Source organism: Frankia sp. QA3 (assembly GCF_000262465.1).
Classification (GTDB): Bacteria; Actinomycetota; Actinomycetes; order Frankiales; family Frankiaceae; genus Frankia.
In genome coordinates this window covers 5,137,362-5,154,845 of the sequence record NZ_CM001489.1, presented here as the reverse complement: position 1 = coordinate 5,154,845, position 17,484 = coordinate 5,137,362, and the positions used below count along the sequence as shown (strand labels likewise).

Here is a 17,484-nt window from a genome sequence, read left to right as displayed (position 1 = left end):
GGCTTGCCCTTTTCGCAGTCTGGAGAGCTCTTTCGGTGGGGTGTGGTCTGTCGCTTCGGCGTACTGCGTATGGTCGTTGTGGCTGCCGAAAGCGGCGGTGTGGTTCGACATCTCGCGACGATGCTTCATTCACGAGGGGGTAGAAGGTTCTCCTGCTGGTGGTGAGGTGGTGCCGGGGGTTGGGGGGCATGGGGGCTGATAGGTGGTGTGGGGGAGGTATCGGTTCCATTCAACCGGAGTGAGCTGGTTTGTCGTGCAGGCCCGTTGGTAGAGGCTGGTGGGGTTGAGGTCCCAGAGTCGTGCGGTGCTGTCGTCGCCTGCGGTGAGGATGTGGGTGCTGTCGGGGGTGAACGTGACATCGCGAATGGTGCCGGCGTGTGTTTTGAGGGTGGCGAGTGGGCGTGGGTTGTGTGGATCGGTGAGGGTCCACAGGTGCAGAGCACCGGTGGCGTCGGCGGTGGCGAGCAGAGTGCCGGCCTGGTTGAAGGCGACGGCGCTGGCGGCGTCGGTGAGCCCGGTGAGGTCGGTAAGGCTGCTGGTTCGTCGGGGGGTGGGGGTGAGGGTGGTGAGGGGTTCGGGGGTGGTGGGGTGGCTGATGTTCCACAGGCTGATGGTGCCGTCGACGCCCGCGGTGGCGAGGGTGTGTCCGTCGGGGCTGATGGCGAGGTTGATGGGGGTGCTGGTGGGGGTGATGTGGGTGAGGGGCTGGGGGGTGTGGGGGTTGGTGAGGTCCCAGAGGCGGGCGGTGCCGTCGGTGCTGGCGGTCGCAATGAAGTTGCTGTTCAGGATGGGTTGGGCGGTGGCGGCGTCGTCGTGGGCGTGGACGGTGGCGACGGTGGCGAGGGTGGTGAGGTGCGCGGGGTCGGTGATGTCGAGGGTGAACAGGTCCCCGGTGCTGGTGGTGAGGGCGAAGGTGCTGGTGGGGGTGAAGACGGCGGCGATGGGATGGCCGGCACCGTTGAGGGTGTAGGTGCCGGCGGGGGTCGGGTTGGCTCGGTCGCGGATGTTCCACAGGTGAAGGGTGTTGTCGTCGCTGGTGGTGGCGGCGAGGGTGCCGGGCGGGTTGATGCTGATGGCGGTGACGGCGGCGGCATGCGGGAGGGTCGCGAGGAGGGTGGGGTGGGTGCCTGGGGTGGTGAGGTCCCAGAGGCGGGCGGTGTGGTCTTTGCTGCTGGTGGCGAGCGTGCGTCCGTCGGCGGTGATGACGGCGGTGGTGATGGGTCCGGCGTGTCCGGTTGTGCTGAGTGGTGGTAGCCGTCCGGCGGTGGTGGACAGTAGGGCGTTGGCGCTGGCGCTGGCGGCGGGGTTGAGGTGCCAGGCGGCGACGGCGAGTCGTTCGGCGAGGGCCGGGTCGGTGTCCTGCGCGGTGGCTGCGGCGGCGAGGGTGCGGGCGGCGGTGGTGCGCTGGGCGGCGGTGAGCGTGCCGCTTCCGGTGTGGTGCTCGGCGCCCAGGGTGAACGCGGTGGCGGCGAGCACGGCGATAGCGGCGGCGAGCGACCCGGCGATGAGGGTGCGGCGTCGGCGGGGTGGTGGTGTGTTGGCGGGGGCGTGCGGGCTCGGGGGTGTGGGCGGTCGGGTCAGGACCGCGGGGTTCTGGGGTCGGGTGACGTCGGGCACCCATCGGCCGGTGCCGTCCGGGCCTGGGGGACGGGGAAGCGTGGGCGGGACTGTTCCGGTAAGCAGGCGGTAGAGCTGTTCGGCGGTCGGCCGGTTCTCCGGCTGTTTGGCCATGGCGGCGGTGACGGTGCTGCGAAGCGGTTCGGGGAGCCGGTAGAGGTGGGCGGGGTGTTCGTGGCGGATGCGATGTGGGAGGAGCGCGGCGGGTTCGCTCGGGAACGGTGGTGTGCGGGTGGCGGCGTAGAGGACGACTCCACCCCAGGCGAAGACGTCCATGGCTGGGCTGGGTGGGGCCGCGTCGAACGCCTCGGGCGCCATGAATTCGGGAGTACCGATCTGTTCGACGGTGAGCATGGTCATGTCGCGGGCGATGGCGATCCCGAAGTCGATGACGCGTGCCCCGGTCGGGGAGAGGATGACGTTGCTGGGTTTGAGGTCGCGGTGGACGACTCCGGCGCCGTGGATGACGGCGAGCGCGGTGGCGATGTTGACGGCGACCTGTTCTAGTTCGGCGCCCTTGAGCGGGGTGGTGCGCACGGCTCTGCTGAGCGTGGGGCCGGGGACGTAGTCGGTCACCAGGTAGGGCGGGTTGCCGTCGGGGTCGGCGTCGCGGACGGCGGCGGTGCAGAACCGGGGCACGCGCCGTGCGGCGGTCACCTCGCGGCGGAAGCGGTCCCGGAACATCGGATTGCCGGTGACCTCGGGGCGGATGACCTTCACCGCCACCGGGTCGCCGGTGGGGTCGCTGGCGAGGTAGACCATTCCCATCCCCCCGAACCCAAGACGTCCCCGAAGCGTGTAGCGGCCGATGCGCGTGGGGTCTTCGACGCGCAACGGCTCGGGGCTGGTCACGACTGTTCAGCGGGGGGACGGCGGCGGGGCGGTATCGGAACGGCCGGTGGCGGTGGGGGCATGGCTGCGGGACGAGGGCGGAAGCTGGTGGCCGGTGGTGGTGGGGGCAGGGTGGAGGGGTCACGGTACCGGTAGGGGTCGGTGACAGTGCGCCCTTCGGTGCGGCGTAGCTGCTGGTCCAGTTCCATCGCCAGGGCGAGGGTCATGGGTTCCAGCTCGCTGCGGGTGAACCAGTCGGCGGAGATGCCGTGCTGCTGGGCGGCGGCTTCCTTGCGCGCGGTGATCCCCCTGTCCCGGCCGGGTGGCGCGGACACCAGGCCAAGCATGATCGCGGCGGCGTCCGCGCGGGGGCTGGTGAGCGCGTCCACCGCGGTGACGATCATCCGGTGGGCGGTGCGGGCACGCTGATGCTCACTGGCCCGTCCGTCGGCGGGGACCAGCAGATCGAGCAACGGCCGGACCTCGCCATTCGACGCGAGATCAGCGGCGTGCGGGATGCCGCGCTTGTAGGCCGGGACAAGACTGGCACGTAGCGCCTCGGTGCGATCACCTTCGGTGGCCATCGGCGGGTGGGTCCTTCCTGGTTGTCCCTGACCCGCGACTCCGGTTCCACTCCGGGTGTGGTCCGGTGTGGCTGCGCCGGGTGTGCTCCGGGTCGGGTCCGTGCTGAGTCCGGTTCTGCTCCGCATCCACATGGTCACCCGTGATCGGACGGTGACACTGTGCCGGCTATGGCCGGTTGGGTGGGTGTTGAGGCGCCCGGTCCGGGTGTACTCCGTGCCCGGTCCGGTGCTGCACCGTTCTGGGTACTCCGTGTGCACTCCGGGTCTGGTCCGGTTCGGCGTGACGTGTACACCGCTTCTCATGCCGGGTAATTCCGCGGAATAACCGGCTGTGGAACCTTCTCGACAGGCGGCGCGCGGGGCAGAGTGGGCGGCGTCGGAGCGTTTCCGCTTCCCGGCCTTCCCGTTTCCACCCGCGTTGTGTTCTGGGGGTTGTCTGTCGTGCCTCGATACTACGTGCGCCGCTCGTATGGTTTCACGTTCTGGGTGTTCAACTTCTGGGCGCTCTACCTGGGCCTGTTCTTCCTGTCGTCGGCGGGTACCTGGGCGGCTGTCATCACGGTCGCGCTGATCGTCGTCTTCGTGTTCTGGCTCGTGGCGAAGGTGACCCGCGGTGGATGACGACATGCCGGGTCATCACATGAGCATGCTGGCGGTCCTCGCGCTGGGCGCGTGGATGGCGGCGCTGTTCTCGCTGGGGTTCACGGTCGCCGTTGCTCTGCTTGACCGCACCTCTACCCCTCCGGCGACGGTGTCGTGTCCGTCGGCTGACTATCACCCGACCATTTTCGGAACCGTGCGCCCGTGCGGTTCTCGCAGCTAAGGAGGAACTTTTATGCGTGTGATTCCGGTGAACGAGACGCTGTTGACGAACGTGGTGGCCGTGTCGACGGCAACGCCGGATGTGGACCTGGACGGTAAGCCGAAAGCGAACCGGGACGGCCTGCCGGTGCACGTCGTGCAGGTCGCGGTGACCTACAACGGCGACGCGTCCCTGCTCAAGGTGAAGGTGGCCGGTGAGCCGCCGAAGGTGAGCGTGGGCGTGCCGGTGGCGCTGGTCGGCCTGACAGGCACGCAGTGGGCGATGACGGACCGCCATGGCATCTCGTGGAGCGCGCGGGAAATCCGGCCCCTGCCGGCGGCCCCGCCCCCGGCGGCACCGCCGGCCGGCAAGAACTAGACCCCTTTCCGCAGGTCCGGGGGGTGGTGGTGTCGTGACCTCGCACCACCACCCCCCCTTTTTTGTCGTGCTCCCTGTCGTCTGGTGAGATCGGAAAGGGGGACGGTCACGATGGCCGTGCTCAAGATTCGTCGGGGTCGGTTTCGGCCCGATCAGTACCGGCTCGCTCTTCGCCCCTCGGTGGCCGAACTGCTGGTGCGTCATGTCGGCCGGCATGTGTGGGGCTGGCGGCGTGAGGCCGTCACGCTCGTCGCGGTGCTGCTGGTGTACCGGCGGTGCGTCGCGCTGGTCGGGCCGACCGGCGGCCGGTGGCTGTTCCTCGCGCTGCTGGTCGTCGTCGCGGTGGTGCCGGCGGCGCGGCGGGCGGCGTTGGGCTGGCTGCTCGGTGGGCGGTTGCGGCGGCGGTGGGCGGCGGCGTGCCGGGCGTGCCGGCTGGAAACCCCAGGTCGGATCGTCGGGCGCACTCCGCGTATTCGGCGGGCCCGGCGCGGCGCGGCCGGCTGGCACATGTGGATCACCCTGCCCCCTGGCGGGTCGGTCGTGGAGCTGCATCAGGCGGCGGGCCGGTTGACCGCCACTTTGAAACTGCGGGAACTGCGTATCTCTCCTGATCTGGACCGCGCTGATCGGGTCGGGCTGGTCCTGGTCCGCCGGGAAGTCCTCGGTCGCCCGGTCCGTGCGGACCTGCTGCCGCCGGGTGATCCTGGGGACCTGGACCGGCTGCCGGTCGGCGCGCGGGAGGACGGTACGGCGTGGCTGTTGCCGTTGCGGGGCTCGCATGTCCTCGTCGCCGGGGCGACCGGCGCAGGTAAGGGAAGCGTGTTGTGGTCGATCGTGCGGGCGTTGGCCCCGGCGATCCGCGCGGGCCTGGTCGAGGTGTGGGCCGTCGATCCGAAAGGCGGCATGGAACTCGGCTTCGGGGAACCGTTGTTCGAGCGGTTCGCCTGCGACGTCGACAGCATCAACGATCTTCTCTCCGACGCTGTGCAGACCATGAACCGGCGGACTGGGCGGCTACGCGGGGTGTCCCGGCTGCATACGCCTTCGCCCGGTGACCCGCTGGTGGTCGTGCTCGTCGACGAAATCGCCTCGCTGACTGCCTACGTGTCTGATCCGGAGCGCAAGAAGCAAATCGGCGCGTCGCTGTCCCTGCTACTGAGTCAGGGGCGGGCCCCCGGTGTCGTCGTGGTCGGCGCGGTGCAGGACCCCCGGAAAGAGGTGCTGCCGCTGCGCGACCTGTTCCCCGTGCGGGTCGCGCTGCGCATGACGGAAAAAGCGCAGTCGGACATGGTCCTGGGCGGCGGCGCCCACGATCGCGGGGCGGCGTGTGAACGAATTCCCCGCGGCCTTCCCGGCGTCGGCTATGTCCTGGTCGATGGCGACCCGACCCCGGTACGGGTGCGGGCTGGGTGGCTGACGGACGACGACATCCGGGCCATGGCCACCCAGCAGCGGCCATCCGCCGCCCCACCCCCGCCGGCGTCGTCCGCGGTGCCCCCGCCGGCGCCACGGGTCCCCGGCTGGACCCCTTCCCTGCCGCCGGCCGCGGGCCCGGCTGCGCCACCCACCCCGCCTCGCGCAAGTCGCCCCCGGCCGGTGGCGACCGAACGGTACGGCGACGGGGATGGGCCGACTATTCCGCTGCGCGGTTGGCCGTTGCCTCCGCCCGTCGCGCCGCGGGCGATCCCGTTGCCGCCTGCGCTCGATGACGGTAGTCCGGCTGCTGAGGCGGCCTGGCGCGCCTGGGAAAGCCGCGTCCGCCGCCCCTGACGTCGCGATACCGCGCTGCCTGCCAGGTCGCCCCGCCCCCTGCTGCCTCTGTTCGCTCTCGGTCTGACCTCATCGGGGACCGGGCGCTGAACCCTGCCCCCGCGAGGTACTCACATTGACTGTCGAACTACTTTCCGACGAGCGGCGGGTGGCGGGTGGCTGCTCGTCACCGATCCGACTCAAGGGCCATACCGACCATGTGGATCGGGCGTCGGGTGAGGTGCGCCGGGCGTTCTCCTCCGCGGCCCAGCCAGGCCGTGTGGTGCATGTGCGGTGTAACAACCGGCGGGAGTCGGTGTGTCCGGCCTGCTCGCAGACCTACAAGCGGGACGCGCGGCGCCTCGTCCTGGCCGGGTTGACTGGCGGTGACGGCCTACCCGCCCACATCGGCGACCATCCGGCGCTGTTCGTCACGTTGACCGCGCCGAGTTTCGGGCCGGTGCACTCCCGGCGGAGCAAAGGAAAGAACGGGCAGGCGCGGGCGTGCCGGCCCCGGCGGGGAACTTGTCCGCATGGCCGCCCGGCGGGCTGCCACGCCCGGCATGGGGACGGTGATCGGCTGCTGGGCAAGCCGCTGTGCGGGGACTGCTTCGACTATGCGGGCGCGGTCGTGTGGAATGCGATGCTGCCGATGTTGTGGAAGGTCACACGTGACCGGCTGGAATCGGCGTTGGCGGCGGCGTCCGGCCGGTCGGTCGCTGCGTTGCGCCGTGAGCTGCGGGTGACGTTCGTGAAGGCGGCGGAAATGCAGGCCCGGGGCTTGGTGCACCTGCACGTGGTCATCCGGGTGGACGGGCGCGGCGCGGCCACGGACGACATCGTGCCCCCACCCGGCTGGGCTTCCCTCGACCTGGTGGCGGACTGCCTGCGGGAGGTTGCGGCCGGCGTCACGGTCGACGCACCGGACCCGGCGGACCCGGCGGGCGTGGTTCCGGTCCGTTGGGGTGCGCAGATGGATGTGCGGGCGCTCGCAACCGACGGGCCCGACACCTCCGGCAAGATCGCGAACTATTTGGCGAAGTACCTGACGAAGAGTGTGACCGGCTCTGGGTTGCTGGATCGGCCGGTGCGTAGCCTCGCGCACCTCGCCCGGCTGGCCCTGGATGGCCACGCCCGGCGGATGGTGGAGACGTGCTGGACTCTCGGCTCGGTCGAGGGTTTCGCGGCGGCCTTGGACGATGCGGCCGGTCGTAAGCCTGGGCGGCTGCCGGGGCTGCATCGCTGGTCCCACGGTTTCGGCTTCGGCGGCCACTGGATCACCAAGTCGAGGCGGTACAGCACGACGTTCGGGGCGTTGCGCGGTGCCCGGCGGGTCTACGCGCGGACGATGGCGGCGGTCATGTCCGGCGGGCTGCCGGTCGATGCCTTCGGTCGGCCGGACGGCGATTCTCGAACGATTGTCGTCGGGGCCTGGTCGTACGCGGGTCGGGGTTCGCCAGGTGAGTCCGATACCGGCGGGCCGCCCCCGGCCGGTCCGCTACGGGCGGCTGTCCGGGTGCCTGGCTCGTGGCGGGCCGGTCAATGAGCGGCGTAGCCACGATGCTTCCGTTTGACGACTGGCAAGCGGACTGCGGCCAGGTGGACGCATCCCCGGTGTTGGCCGTGCCGGAACTGAGCACCGAAGGTTCCGATGTATCCGCGCACGACGCGGCCGAAAGGATCATGCCGGGTACGGTAAGGGTGGGTGGGCAGGCTGCCGTGGAGCCACGTACCCCCACTGTCGGCTACGGCGAGTCATCGGATGGTGATGGTTCACCGTGTGCGGTGGTCGATGATCGGCAAGGGGTGCTGTCCCCTGATGCGTGGGGGCGAGTGCAGGCGGCTCGGGCTCCTCGCTGGTCGGCGCGCCAACGCGCGCATGCCGCGGGAATGTTCGGCCTGTCACTGCCTGCCACGGGCCGTCGCGCGGACGATGGCGGCTCGTGAAGTGACGGCCGTCCCTTCCCCTGCTGGTCGGGGGCGGCCGTCCGGTGCGCTAGGCGGCTTCGGCTTCGGGGGCGACGTCGGCGTCGGCCTCGCCCTTCCACGTGATGTCGAGTAGATCGGGGTCAAAGCGGGCGCCCTTGTACCGCGCCTTGTTGACGACGACGGCGTGGATGTAGTCCTCGATGATCGCTCGCTTCCACGACAATGGGCAGCCGTCGCTGTTCCATTCGGCGCGCACGTTCGCGGGACGCGCCTTGGTGGCCCGGACGGCGGCGGTGTGCTTCCGGCGCTCGGCCAGTAGCTCCCTTTCCTGCCCTTCCAAATGGGCCAGCAGATCGTAGTACCGGCCACTGCTGATCGTCTTCGCCTTGAAACGCGCGGTGAGCTCGGCAATCTCCTTCTCCGTGTCGGCAAGCTCGGTCTCCCTCGACCACGTGGTGTCCACGACGGCAACGGCCTGGCTGAGTTCCATCTCGACTTTCGCGAGTAGGGCGGCGGTCACGTAGGCGTCCACCTTGATCCCGTCCCGTACGATCTTGGAACAGCCGAGATTCTGCGGGTTGCACCGGTAGGCGTAGCCACGCCCATCCGGCCGGGGCATGCCGGACATTTTCCGGCCGCACTCTCCGCATCGGGTGATACCGCTGAGCAGATAGCGGCGGGCGTTGTGGCCGTTACCGGGCTGCTTCCGCGTTCCGATCTTCTCCACGACCGTTTCCCACTGCTCCGGCGTGATGATCGGCTGCCACTGTCCGACGACCGGATTTCCGGCGGCGTCGCGGACGATTTCGACGTGCCGGCACGTCTCTCCGGTCTGCGGGTTGACCGTGCCCACCGTCCGGCCACGCCACCCGCACAGACGCGGGTTGCGTAGATACGGCTTCAAGGTGCTCACCCGCCAGGGCTTCCCGCGGGTACCGGTGATCCCCTGCTTGTTGAGGTCACGCACGATTGCGTCGATCGGGATGCCCTCGCCCACCTGGCGGCAGACCCGTTGCACGATCGGGGCCTCCGTCGGGTGCAACGTGGCGTGATCATCGGCCCATCCGAACGGACGCGGTCCGCTGCCGGTCGACCCCTCGGCCTGCAAGTCCACATGCTTGCGGCGTACGCGGCGCGCGGTGTCGGCGGAGGCTTTGTTGGCGCAAGCGACCAGGATCCGGGCGGCGAACTTGCCGCTGTCGGTCAGCAGATCAAAACCGCCGGTCAGACCCACGACCGGCCGGCGGTGATGCTCCACGATCTCAATGGCGTCTTCGAGGTCGCGCGGATCGCGCGCCAACCTGTCCAGGTCGTAGACGACGACACCCTGAATCACACCGGACCGAAGATCTTTCAACATCTCTTCCCAGAGCGGACGGACCACCCGCCACACCACCGTGCCGTCCGGCAAAACGACCTTCCGCTTCTTGTACGCGGACGTGTCGTTCTCCGTATAGACCTTCTCCACAATGCCGCTGACCTGCTCCACCCACGCGCGCTCGTCCGCCTCCTGGCGCGCCACGCCCTTCTCGTCCTTCTTGGCGTCGTCTGAGATCCGTAGGTACAGCCCCCACTTCCGACCACTGAACGTGGTGAGGGTCAGGGGAAAGTCAATGCCCGACGGCGGGAGGGCAGGGGTCGGAAGAGTGCGACCGGTACCGCCATGCTCGATCAATGCCATACACAAAGTATATTTCGCGAAACATCTTCGTGCCGATGTCGAGGAACTGGCGGATGCCGACCTCGCCCACGAGGTGGCGCACGGCCCGGATCAGGAACGCGCGGTTCTGCCGGGCGGCGTTGCGGGTGTTCGGGAACGCGGCGATGGCCTGCTCGGCGGTCTCCCGATCGGCGGGGAAGTTCTCCTTCCCGCCGAGGTAGTAGTCGTACATCCGGGCCGGGTGCGGCACCCCGGTGTTGAGGTCCACCGGGCTGACCCCCGCCGCCACCGGTGTGAACCAGCCCGTCCCGCTCGTGCCCGCCTCGGCATCGCTCATCGCCACAGACCCCCTACGCTTTGGATCGTTCCGTATCACCCTAAATGGTGAGCAAGGGCAATTAGCTGGGCGCGCGCAGCCAGGGCTCCCTGTTGTCCCGACTCTGCCACGGGCTTACGCGCCGAGCTCCGGCCACGGGCCTGGTCCCCGGCGCCTCGCCTTGGCCTGCTGCCGCCCGAGCGCCGGCTCCATGAGGTTCGAGCATCCTTTGGCCTTGGCGACCAGCCAGCCGCCGGGGCCAGGGCGGAGAGGTCGGGCCGCCTCCGGCGTGGGTCGGGTCTGGGGGGAGGTCGACGCGGGCTGGGGGTCGGCCTGGGCGCGGTGCTGGTTCCGCGGAACATCGTGATCGTAAAGCTCGGTTCCGCGGAACATCATGCCCGGACGCGAGACCGGCCGCGAAACACCATGATCACCGATGCTCGGATGTCCATCGCCCGCACCATGATCGACTTTCGGTTCGGCGCCGGTTGACGGACCGCGACGGCGGTCCGTCAGCGTGACGGCCTTGCGACCGAACGTGCTCGACCGCAGTCACGATCACCACTGGCGGGGCCGTTCGCCGCGTTCGTGCTACTGCTGAGGTCGGCAACGACGGGACGGACGGGGAATCCGTCCCATCACGGATCGGTGTACTTCTTCGAGGTGAGCAGCACCTGGCCATCGGTGCCGATGACCGTTCCGGGTGCGGGGGCCTGCGCGACGACGTGCCAGTTGCGGTCCCAGACGAGCGCGCGTCCCTGGCCGGTGCTGTCCTGCTCGGCGAGGTTGTAGAAGCCGGCGGCCTGCAGAGTGTCCTGCGCGGTCTGGTGATTCAGCCCGACGACGTTCGGAACAGCCCGGTGAGGGGGCGGGGTGGACGGTGCGACGGGGGCGACCGCGCCGGCGGTGGAGCCGCCGCCGCCGAACGCGGCCCCGATGCCCAGCAGGACCATCACCGCCGCGGAGCCGATGCCGATCTTCGCGTTGCGGGACAGGCCGGTCTTCCCTGGCGGGGGTGACGGCGACGGTGCGGCCTGCCTCGATGGGAAATCGTCTCTGGGAAGTTAACGATTGCTGGCTGGCAAAGACATCCGGGGGCAACGCCTACGCGGAGCCGCTTATGGCGGCGACGGGGCGTCCTCGTGCGCGGTCAGGACGGTGTCCATCAGGCGCTCCTCGTGCACGATGGCGCGTTCGGCGGTGAAGGCGGCCGCGAGGTCGGGGTCCCAGGGGGTCGGCGGTGCCGGCGCCGGGTCCCGGGGAAGCTCCACGCCCTCGGCCCGCGCCGCCTCGACGGCGGTGCGGTAGTCGGCGGCCGACATGCGGAACGGCACGCAGCCCGCCGCACCCGCCCGGGCGGTCATCGCGAGTCCCGCGGCGTCGAAGTCGCCGTGGTAGCGCAGCGCGGCGCCGCTCGCGGACAGTTTGGCGATCGCCTCCGTGGGGGCGGTCGCCGGGTTGCCGCCCGTGCACAGCACGGCCGCCGGCAGCCGGCGCCGCGCCGCCGCCTCGACCAGCCGGGGGTTCTCGACGACGAGCACCGGCGTGCCCGCGGCGATGGTGAGCGGCGCGGCCCGCAGCGCCAGCACGGTCAGGTGCAGCGGCAGGCCGGCGGCGGTCATCGCCCGGGCGGCGCGGGCCACGGCCGAGTCGCCGAGTAGCGGCAGCGCCCAGGTCAGCACGGGTGCGGAGACGAGGTCGAGCGGCATGCCGGCGCGTTCCCAGGCGGCCCGCTCGCCGGCCGGGCCGTCCCGGGCGACCAGCGCCCGGGTGATCAGGGCGGCCAGCCGGGTCGAGCCGTCCAGCGCGTGCGCGTCGCCGCACTCCCGGGCGGCGATCTCCCCGCGGCTCAGGCCCGAACCGGTGTGCGCCAGCACCGCAGCCACGGTGCGGACCAGGCCCGCGACCTCCTCCGGTGTTCGGCCCGCGAACAGCCCGTCGGACCAGGCCGCGTCCCGCCAGCCGGCAGACCACCCGGCGTCCCGGCCCACGCCGTCGGCGTCGGGGGAGTCGGGTTGCGCGAGGCCGGCGAGGTAGGTCTCGACGGCGCGGTCAAGGGTGACGCGGCGGTGTTGGGACTCCGCCCGGCGGGCCTGCGCCGCCTCGCGACGTCCGCGCGGCGCGCAGTCGAGGGCGACGAGCGCCTCGACCAGACCGCCGCCGGTCAGCCGCTCCACCGCCGCCGCCACGTCCGCGAGCGGCAGCGCCCGGCGTCCCACGGGGACGGGACGTTCCACGAGGACGCCGAGGCGGCGCCGGCCCTCCGCCGGCAGCACGGGCAGCGTGAGCCGTCCGCGCCAGTCCAGACCGTTGCGGTCCAGCGCGGCCGCGACCGCCTGCCACAACGGGCGCAGCGCCGGATCGGCCAGGAACGGGTGCGCCTCGGCTGCGGGCCGGGCCGGGGCTTCGTCGTCGGGAAGGCTCATAGCAGGGTCGGCTGTTCCGGCTCGCCTGCGGGCTGCTCGCGGCGTGGCTCGTTGACGGTGACGCTCGTGGCGAACCGGGCGGCGGCGGGCCGGGGGCACAGCCGGCCGTCGGGCTGCCAGCGGACCAGGCTCATCGACGCCAGCAGCGCCACGGCGTCGTCGCGCAGCCGGGCCGGGTCGGCGGTGGCGTCCTTGCGCCAGTACCGGCCGTAGCGCTCGAGCAGGTCGGCGAGCTCGGCGTCGACCTGCTCGACGGTGGCGCCGTCGCGGTGGCGGGCGGCGAGCGCCTCGACGAGCAGCAGGGCGGCGTGCGCGGTGGTCCCGGTGGCGGGGAACGGCGTGTCACTGCATCCCCCGTCGACGTCGATGGCGGCGACGCCCTCGGCTCGGGCCTCGACGAGCAGGCCGAACATCTCCTCGCAGTAGCGGGCCTCCTCGCCGAAGCGGCGGCGTAGCTGCGCCCAGTCCTCGGGCACCACGTCCTCGGCGTGCAGCACCGGGTCCTCCACCAGCCGCCGGCGCAGCGCCGCCCGGCCGCGGCCCTCGCCGGCGGCCCGCTCCAGCAGATCGGTGGCGCTGCGCGCGCCCACCAGCGCCGGCGCGGGCAGCATCGCGAGCCGGTCGTTGCGGATCTCCAGCAGCGCGTCCACGCCCTCGTCCGACTCGTAGCCGCCGATCGACCGGTCGAGCTCACGCACCACGCCGTGGCCGATGAGGAAGCGCAGCGCGGTGACGAGCGCCCGGCGTTCCCCGGCGGCGCCGTCCAGGGAGATGTCCGCGTCGGCGGCGGCGGACCGCACCTGCAGGACGAGATCGCGCAGGCTGATCCGGTCGGGGCCGGCTGCCGTGGCCGCCAGCACCAGCGCCAGCATGACGTACTGGCGGGCGGTGAACGGATGGTCGGTGTGGGTACGCAGCGGCCGGTCGGGCGGGACGTACCCGGACTTGACCAGCCGGGCCGTGTCGGCGGTGACGACGAGCCGGTAGCCCAGCCGCTGGGTGAACCAGCGGTCGAGCACGTCGGCATGCCGACGGATCAGGACGAACAGCGACCGGTCGGCCTCGGCTGTCCGCCACGGGCGCACCAGCAGGGCCCGGCCGGCCGCCACCAGCTCGCCGGGACGCTGCGGGTCGCCGGACTCCGGATCGTCGCCGATCCTTGGGCCTTCTGGCATCAGGCCTCCTGCACCGGCAGCAGGGTCAGCGCCAGGTCGTGCACCGTCAGGGTGCCTGCGGGGGTGTGCAGCCTGGTCGGCTGACCGGGTCGACGCTCCACGACGCAGCGCAGCCCGTCGGCCTCCGCCTCGCCCTTCGCCCGGCCGGGGCCCATCGCCGCGACGGCCGGGCCGAGCAGGCGTTGCAGGCGGGCCAGCGCCTGCTCGGACAGCCGGGTGCCGTCGCCGAGCGCGCCGTCCGGGCCGGTGGTCGAGGCCAGCAGCTCGGCGCGGGCGGCGGTGGCGAGCTCCTCGGCGCGCCGGCGGCGCTCCAGCAGGTGCGCCCGCTCCCGGGACCGGTCGAGGAGCTGGCCGGAGCGTCCCCGGTTGGTCGTGTCCCCGCGTTGGCGCAGGCTCACCGGGACCCGCGCCCTCGGCGCGTCCCACCAGGACGTGGCGGAGGGCACCGGGTCGGTCTCGTCGCCGGCCGCCGCGCCGAGATGCCGGGCGCCGAACAAGCCGAACGCGGCGGCGGCGAGCTGGTGGGCCGCCTCGGGATCGTCGTGGCCGGCCTGCTCGAACCAGCCGGCGAGGCGCAGGTAGTCGGCGCGCCGCGAGGTGCTGCCGACGCCGGAGCGGGACAGCCGGGTGAGGTTCTGGGTGAGCGTGCGCACCGCGTTCACCGCGTCACGGCCGAGGGTCGCGATCCGGCTCGGGGCACCCGGGCGGCCGAGGAACCAGGCGTTGAGGTTCTCCCAGTCCGCCGCGCTGCTGCCGTGCTCGGCCCGCACCCGCACCCCGGTCAGCCCCGCGTCGGCGACCCGGGCGGCCAGGCCGTCGCGGGCCCGGGCGACCAGCACCGGCACGTCCGGCTCCAACGCGCCGAGCAGCGCGGCGATCGGCCGGGCCCGCCGCTCCATCGCGTCCAACCGCTCGCCGACATAACCGACGAGCACCTCGGAGAAGAACGCGAACTCGGTCTCGTCGAGGTCGAACCGCGACTGCCACTGGTTGATCGCGGCGAAGAACTGGGTGATCTCGGCGGAGAACGCCCGGTGCGGGTCGAAGACGGCGCGGACGTGATCGGCCAGCACCGCCGGGTCGGCGCGTTCGAGGTCGAGGCGCAGCAGCGCCTCGAGCGCGGCGGCGAGCGCGTCGAGCCGGCTGAGGGAGACGTCGCGGACGTCGTCGACCTGGGCGAGCACCCCCTCGACGAGCTCGTGGACCTCCTGCCCGATCCGGGTGATCAGATAGCGGTTGCGGCGGCGGTAGTAGTCGGCGACGGTGCTGACCGAGCCGACCGACGCCGAGACGTCGAGGTTGCCCCAGCCCCGCAGGCTCTCCAGCCGGCTGGCGACCGTCTCGACCGGCAGGACCACGCCCGCCTCGGCGAGCCGGGCCGTGACGTCGTCCGGGGTGAGCTCCGCGAAGAACGTACCGGCGAAGACGCCGAGGATCACCCGGTAGTCGGCGCTCTCGGTGACGTAGGCGAACACCGACGTGTTCACCTCGCCCCGGCCCGCGCCCGGGGCGTCGCCCGGCTCGGCGGCCCTCACCGGGACGCGCCCGCCAGCTCGGTGCGCTGCCGGCCGTCCCAGTGATAGTGGACCAGGGCGATCGTCCGCAGGTCCGGGTCGCGCAACACCTCGATGATCGACAGCTCCGGCACGTCCGCGTGGGTGCCGAACAGCCGCTCGCTCGTCACGACGAAGTCGAGATCCAGGCTCACCAGCAGGCCGAACAGCCGGGCGTGGTTGTCCTCCGACACCTTCGCGAAGGCGTCGTCGAGCAGGATCAGCCGCGGCGCGCCCACCCCGTGCGGGTCGTGGGCGGCAGCGGAGGCGGAGGCCGCCGCCGCCATCGGCAGGTAGGTGACGAGCTTCTTCTCGCCTTCCGACAGGCGGGAGCGACGGGTGAGCAGCTCGTCGGGGCGGCCCGGCCGGCACAGGTAGATCCGCAGCTCGTGCCAGTCACGGTAGTCCAGCACCTCGCCGATGACATCGCGGTACGAGGCGTCCGGCCGGTGGTCGCGGGCATCGTCCATGAGGCCGGCGACGGCGGCGCGCACGGACGCGTCCTCCTCGGCGGTGCGCGCGTCCGGGTCCTTGGCGAGCAGGCGCAGCGCGGTGGCCGTGGCCGGTTCGAGGTCGCCGCGGGTCCGCCAGTCCAGCCGGACGCCGATGCCCTGGCTGGTCGTCACCCGACCGAGGACGGCGTTCATCCGCTCGACGAGCTCCCGGGCGTCGAACAGCGCGCGGGCGACTTCCTGGGCGACCCGGCCGTGCAACAGGTTGCGCAGCGCCTGATCCTGCTGGGCGGTGAGCAGCCCCCGGGCGCGGCGCAGGTCGGCCGCGACCTGGACGGTGGCGTCGGGCAGCACCCGCCGCCCGTAGGGACCGGAGACCTCCACGGCCAGCGGCGCACCGTCCGTGCCCCGACGGGACTCGGCGTCCCAGCCGGCGCCGAGACTGTCGCGGATCGCACGCAGCGAGCGGTGCAGCGCGTCCTCGCTGACCTCGCGTTCCGGCTTGGACACCAGCTCGCGCAGCGCCGCGACCAGCCGGGATGTCCCGTCCACCGTGTCCGCGGTCAGCGGGAGTCGCACCTGCCCGAACTGTGCCGTCCCGTGCTCGTCCGTCCCGTGCTCGGCTGCTCCGTGCTCGGCTGCTCCGTGCTCGGCTGCTCCCTGCTCCGGCGGCCCGGCCTGGGGCGGGAGCTGGCCGGACGCCGCCAGCAGGCCGTCGACCGAAGTCACGGCCAGCAGCGCGCCGCGCTGGTCCCGGCATGCCCGCTCGGCCCGCTCGGCGACGTCCGCCGCGTTGTCGGCGGCCGAGCGGGCTGTCGCCGCCACCCCGACCGACTCGGTGTGCTCGCGACGGGTCGCGGTCAGCTCGCCGTCGCTCCGGATGCTGCGGGTATCGAGCTCGGTGATCTGTTCGGCGACCCGGCGCGGCTCCTCGCCGAGCGCCGCCCGGGCGGCGGCGAGCTCCTCTGCGGCCGTGTCGGCGGCCAGCCGCGCTTCGGCTGCGTCCTCGGCGGCCCGCGCCAGCGCGTCGGCGTCCGCCTGGAGAGTCTCGACGGCCCCCGCCCAGTCGTCGAGGGAACGCCGGGCCGCCTCGACTCGGCCGGACAACCGGTCCAGCTCGCCGCCGGCGTCGTTCACGGCGGCGGATGCGGTGGCCAGCGCGTCGCCGTCGAGCGGCAGCCGGGCCGACGCGGCGCCCGTCTGCGCCCGGGCCCAGGTCTGTTCCGCCGCGCTCTGCGCGCGCACCGCCGCCTCGCGGGCTTTGGCGGCCCGTTCGGCGGCGCGCTGGGCGTCGCGGGTGGCGGCGAGGGCGGCCGCGACCGATTCGTCGACCGGAGCGGCGGACGGCACCTCGCCGGTCAGGGCCCGCAGCGCATCGGCGTGCCCGCGCAACGCCTGGTGCGTCTGCCGCTGGATGTCCCGCTGCCGTTCGGCGACCTCCAGCGCCGCGGCAAGCTCGCCGATCCGGCGTGCCCGCGCCGCCGCTCGCGCACCCGCGCCGACATGCTCGGCGCCCGCCTTGGCGTGCCGGCCGCGCAGCGCTCCCGCGCCGAATGCGCCGTCGACGTCGACCCACAGCGCGGCGCCGGCCGCGGCACCCAGCCCGACGTGTTCGAGGACCCGCCGCACCACGCCCTGGGCGACCGTCGCTCCAACCGGCAACGAGGCGACGAGCACGGAGGTGAGGTTCGGCGTCGCCACGGGTCCCGCGACGACGAGCAGCTCGCCGGTGGCCGCCCTCGCCGTGCCGTCGTCGAGCACCTGCGCGGTCAGCAGCCCGACCGCCTCGCAGGCAGCCTCGAGACCGGCGCGGTCGGCGTCGACGAGGTCCGGGGCGAAGTCGACCAGCGAGGCGAACAGGGCCGTGTCGGGCGGGTCGGTGGCCCGCCAGTCGCCGCGCGGCAGCGGCAGCTCGGCCGCTGCGCGCACCGCGGCCAGCTCCCGCGTCAACCGGGTGGCCTCAGCGGCGCCGGCGTCGGCGCGGACCCCGGCCGCTGCCACGGCCGTCGCCA

General features: G+C 72.4%; 14 protein-coding genes. 5 read left to right on the top strand and 9 right to left on the bottom strand.

Annotated features, from left to right (window positions below; all coding sequences use genetic code 11):
- Nucleotides 1-129 precede the first annotated feature (129 nt).
- Nucleotides 130-2,385, bottom strand: a complete 2,256-nt coding sequence (locus tag FRAQA3DRAFT_RS21230; protein ID WP_157467545.1) for a serine/threonine-protein kinase — start codon at nucleotides 2,383-2,385, stop codon at nucleotides 130-132.
- Between the two features lie 80 nt (nucleotides 2,386-2,465).
- Nucleotides 2,466-3,032: a hypothetical protein gene (locus tag FRAQA3DRAFT_RS21225; RefSeq protein WP_009741103.1), complete on the bottom strand. Its 567-nt coding sequence runs from the start codon at nucleotides 3,030-3,032 to the stop codon at nucleotides 2,466-2,468.
- A gap of 441 nt (nucleotides 3,033-3,473) precedes the next feature.
- Between FRAQA3DRAFT_RS21225 and FRAQA3DRAFT_RS21220 the strand changes: the two genes are divergently transcribed.
- From FRAQA3DRAFT_RS21220 to FRAQA3DRAFT_RS21200, 5 genes are all read left to right on the top strand, one after another.
- Nucleotides 3,474-3,653 carry a hypothetical protein gene (locus FRAQA3DRAFT_RS21220; protein WP_009741102.1) on the top strand — a complete coding sequence of 60 codons (180 nt, stop codon included), beginning with the start codon at nucleotides 3,474-3,476 and terminating at the stop codon, nucleotides 3,651-3,653.
- The gene (locus tag FRAQA3DRAFT_RS21215) at nucleotides 3,646-3,855 is read left to right on the top strand and encodes a hypothetical protein (RefSeq protein WP_157467543.1); all 210 of its coding nucleotides are present in this window, start codon (nucleotides 3,646-3,648) and stop codon (nucleotides 3,853-3,855) included. Before FRAQA3DRAFT_RS21220 ends, FRAQA3DRAFT_RS21215 begins: the two co-directional genes overlap by 8 nt.
- Nucleotides 3,856-3,882: 27 nt before the next feature.
- Nucleotides 3,883-4,212 carry a hypothetical protein gene (locus tag FRAQA3DRAFT_RS21210; protein WP_232291689.1) on the top strand — a complete coding sequence of 110 codons (330 nt, stop codon included), beginning with the start codon at nucleotides 3,883-3,885 and terminating at the stop codon, nucleotides 4,210-4,212.
- Between the two features lie 111 nt (nucleotides 4,213-4,323).
- The gene (locus tag FRAQA3DRAFT_RS21205) at nucleotides 4,324-5,982 is read left to right on the top strand and encodes an FtsK/SpoIIIE domain-containing protein (protein ID WP_009741099.1); all 1,659 of its coding nucleotides are present in this window, start codon (nucleotides 4,324-4,326) and stop codon (nucleotides 5,980-5,982) included.
- Nucleotides 5,983-6,097: 115 nt separating this feature from the next.
- Nucleotides 6,098-7,507, top strand: coding sequence for a replication initiator (locus FRAQA3DRAFT_RS21200; protein ID WP_009741098.1), 1,410 nt, complete (start codon nucleotides 6,098-6,100; stop codon nucleotides 7,505-7,507).
- 450 nt (nucleotides 7,508-7,957) lie between these two features.
- Here the strand turns inward: FRAQA3DRAFT_RS21200 and FRAQA3DRAFT_RS21195 are convergent, their stop codons facing one another.
- The 7 genes from FRAQA3DRAFT_RS21195 to FRAQA3DRAFT_RS21165 form a co-directional block, all read right to left on the bottom strand.
- The gene (locus FRAQA3DRAFT_RS21195) at nucleotides 7,958-9,412 is read right to left on the bottom strand and encodes a recombinase family protein (protein ID WP_009741097.1); all 1,455 of its coding nucleotides are present in this window, start codon (nucleotides 9,410-9,412) and stop codon (nucleotides 7,958-7,960) included.
- A gap of 88 nt (nucleotides 9,413-9,500) precedes the next feature.
- Nucleotides 9,501-9,887, bottom strand: coding sequence for an SAM-dependent methyltransferase (locus FRAQA3DRAFT_RS21190; RefSeq protein WP_009741096.1), 387 nt, complete (start codon nucleotides 9,885-9,887; stop codon nucleotides 9,501-9,503).
- A gap of 617 nt (nucleotides 9,888-10,504) precedes the next feature.
- Nucleotides 10,505-10,819, bottom strand: a complete 315-nt coding sequence (locus FRAQA3DRAFT_RS21185; protein WP_009741095.1) for a PASTA domain-containing protein — start codon at nucleotides 10,817-10,819, stop codon at nucleotides 10,505-10,507.
- Between the two features lie 165 nt (nucleotides 10,820-10,984).
- Nucleotides 10,985-12,292 (bottom strand): DUF2399 domain-containing protein, encoded by a 1,308-nt coding sequence (locus tag FRAQA3DRAFT_RS21180; protein WP_009741094.1) that lies wholly within the window; start codon nucleotides 12,290-12,292, stop codon nucleotides 10,985-10,987.
- Nucleotides 12,289-13,467, bottom strand: a complete 1,179-nt coding sequence (locus FRAQA3DRAFT_RS21175) for a TIGR02678 family protein (RefSeq protein ID WP_009741093.1) — start codon at nucleotides 13,465-13,467, stop codon at nucleotides 12,289-12,291. The genes FRAQA3DRAFT_RS21180 and FRAQA3DRAFT_RS21175 overlap by 4 nt, the downstream gene beginning before the upstream one ends.
- Nucleotides 13,467-15,002, bottom strand: coding sequence for a TIGR02677 family protein (locus FRAQA3DRAFT_RS21170; RefSeq protein WP_009741092.1), 1,536 nt, complete (start codon nucleotides 15,000-15,002; stop codon nucleotides 13,467-13,469). Before FRAQA3DRAFT_RS21170 ends, FRAQA3DRAFT_RS21175 begins: the two co-directional genes overlap by 1 nt.
- Nucleotides 14,999-17,484: SbcC/MukB-like Walker B domain-containing protein (locus tag FRAQA3DRAFT_RS21165; protein WP_009741091.1), on the bottom strand; the 2,486-nt coding region annotated here is incomplete at its 5' end. The genes FRAQA3DRAFT_RS21170 and FRAQA3DRAFT_RS21165, both read right to left, overlap by 4 nt.

What these genes read in the sequence shown, in the direction of transcription:
- FRAQA3DRAFT_RS21230 (WP_157467545.1), bottom strand. Translation starts at nt 2,385, where the DNA reads ATGGGAATGGTCTACCTCGCCAGCGACCCCACCGGCGACCCGGTGGCG.
- FRAQA3DRAFT_RS21225 (WP_009741103.1), bottom strand. Translation starts at nt 3,032, where the DNA reads ATGGCCACCGAAGGTGATCGCACCGAGGCGCTACGTGCCAGTCTTGTC.
- FRAQA3DRAFT_RS21205 (WP_009741099.1), top strand. Translation starts at nt 4,324, where the DNA reads ATGGCCGTGCTCAAGATTCGTCGGGGTCGGTTTCGGCCCGATCAGTAC.
- FRAQA3DRAFT_RS21190 (WP_009741096.1), bottom strand. Translation starts at nt 9,887, where the DNA reads ATGAGCGATGCCGAGGCGGGCACGAGCGGGACGGGCTGGTTCACACCG.
- FRAQA3DRAFT_RS21185 (WP_009741095.1), bottom strand. Translation starts at nt 10,819, where the DNA reads ATGGTCCTGCTGGGCATCGGGGCCGCGTTCGGCGGCGGCGGCTCCACC.
- FRAQA3DRAFT_RS21180 (WP_009741094.1), bottom strand. Translation starts at nt 12,292, where the DNA reads ATGAGCCTTCCCGACGACGAAGCCCCGGCCCGGCCCGCAGCCGAGGCG.
- FRAQA3DRAFT_RS21175 (WP_009741093.1), bottom strand. Translation starts at nt 13,467, where the DNA reads ATGCCAGAAGGCCCAAGGATCGGCGACGATCCGGAGTCCGGCGACCCG.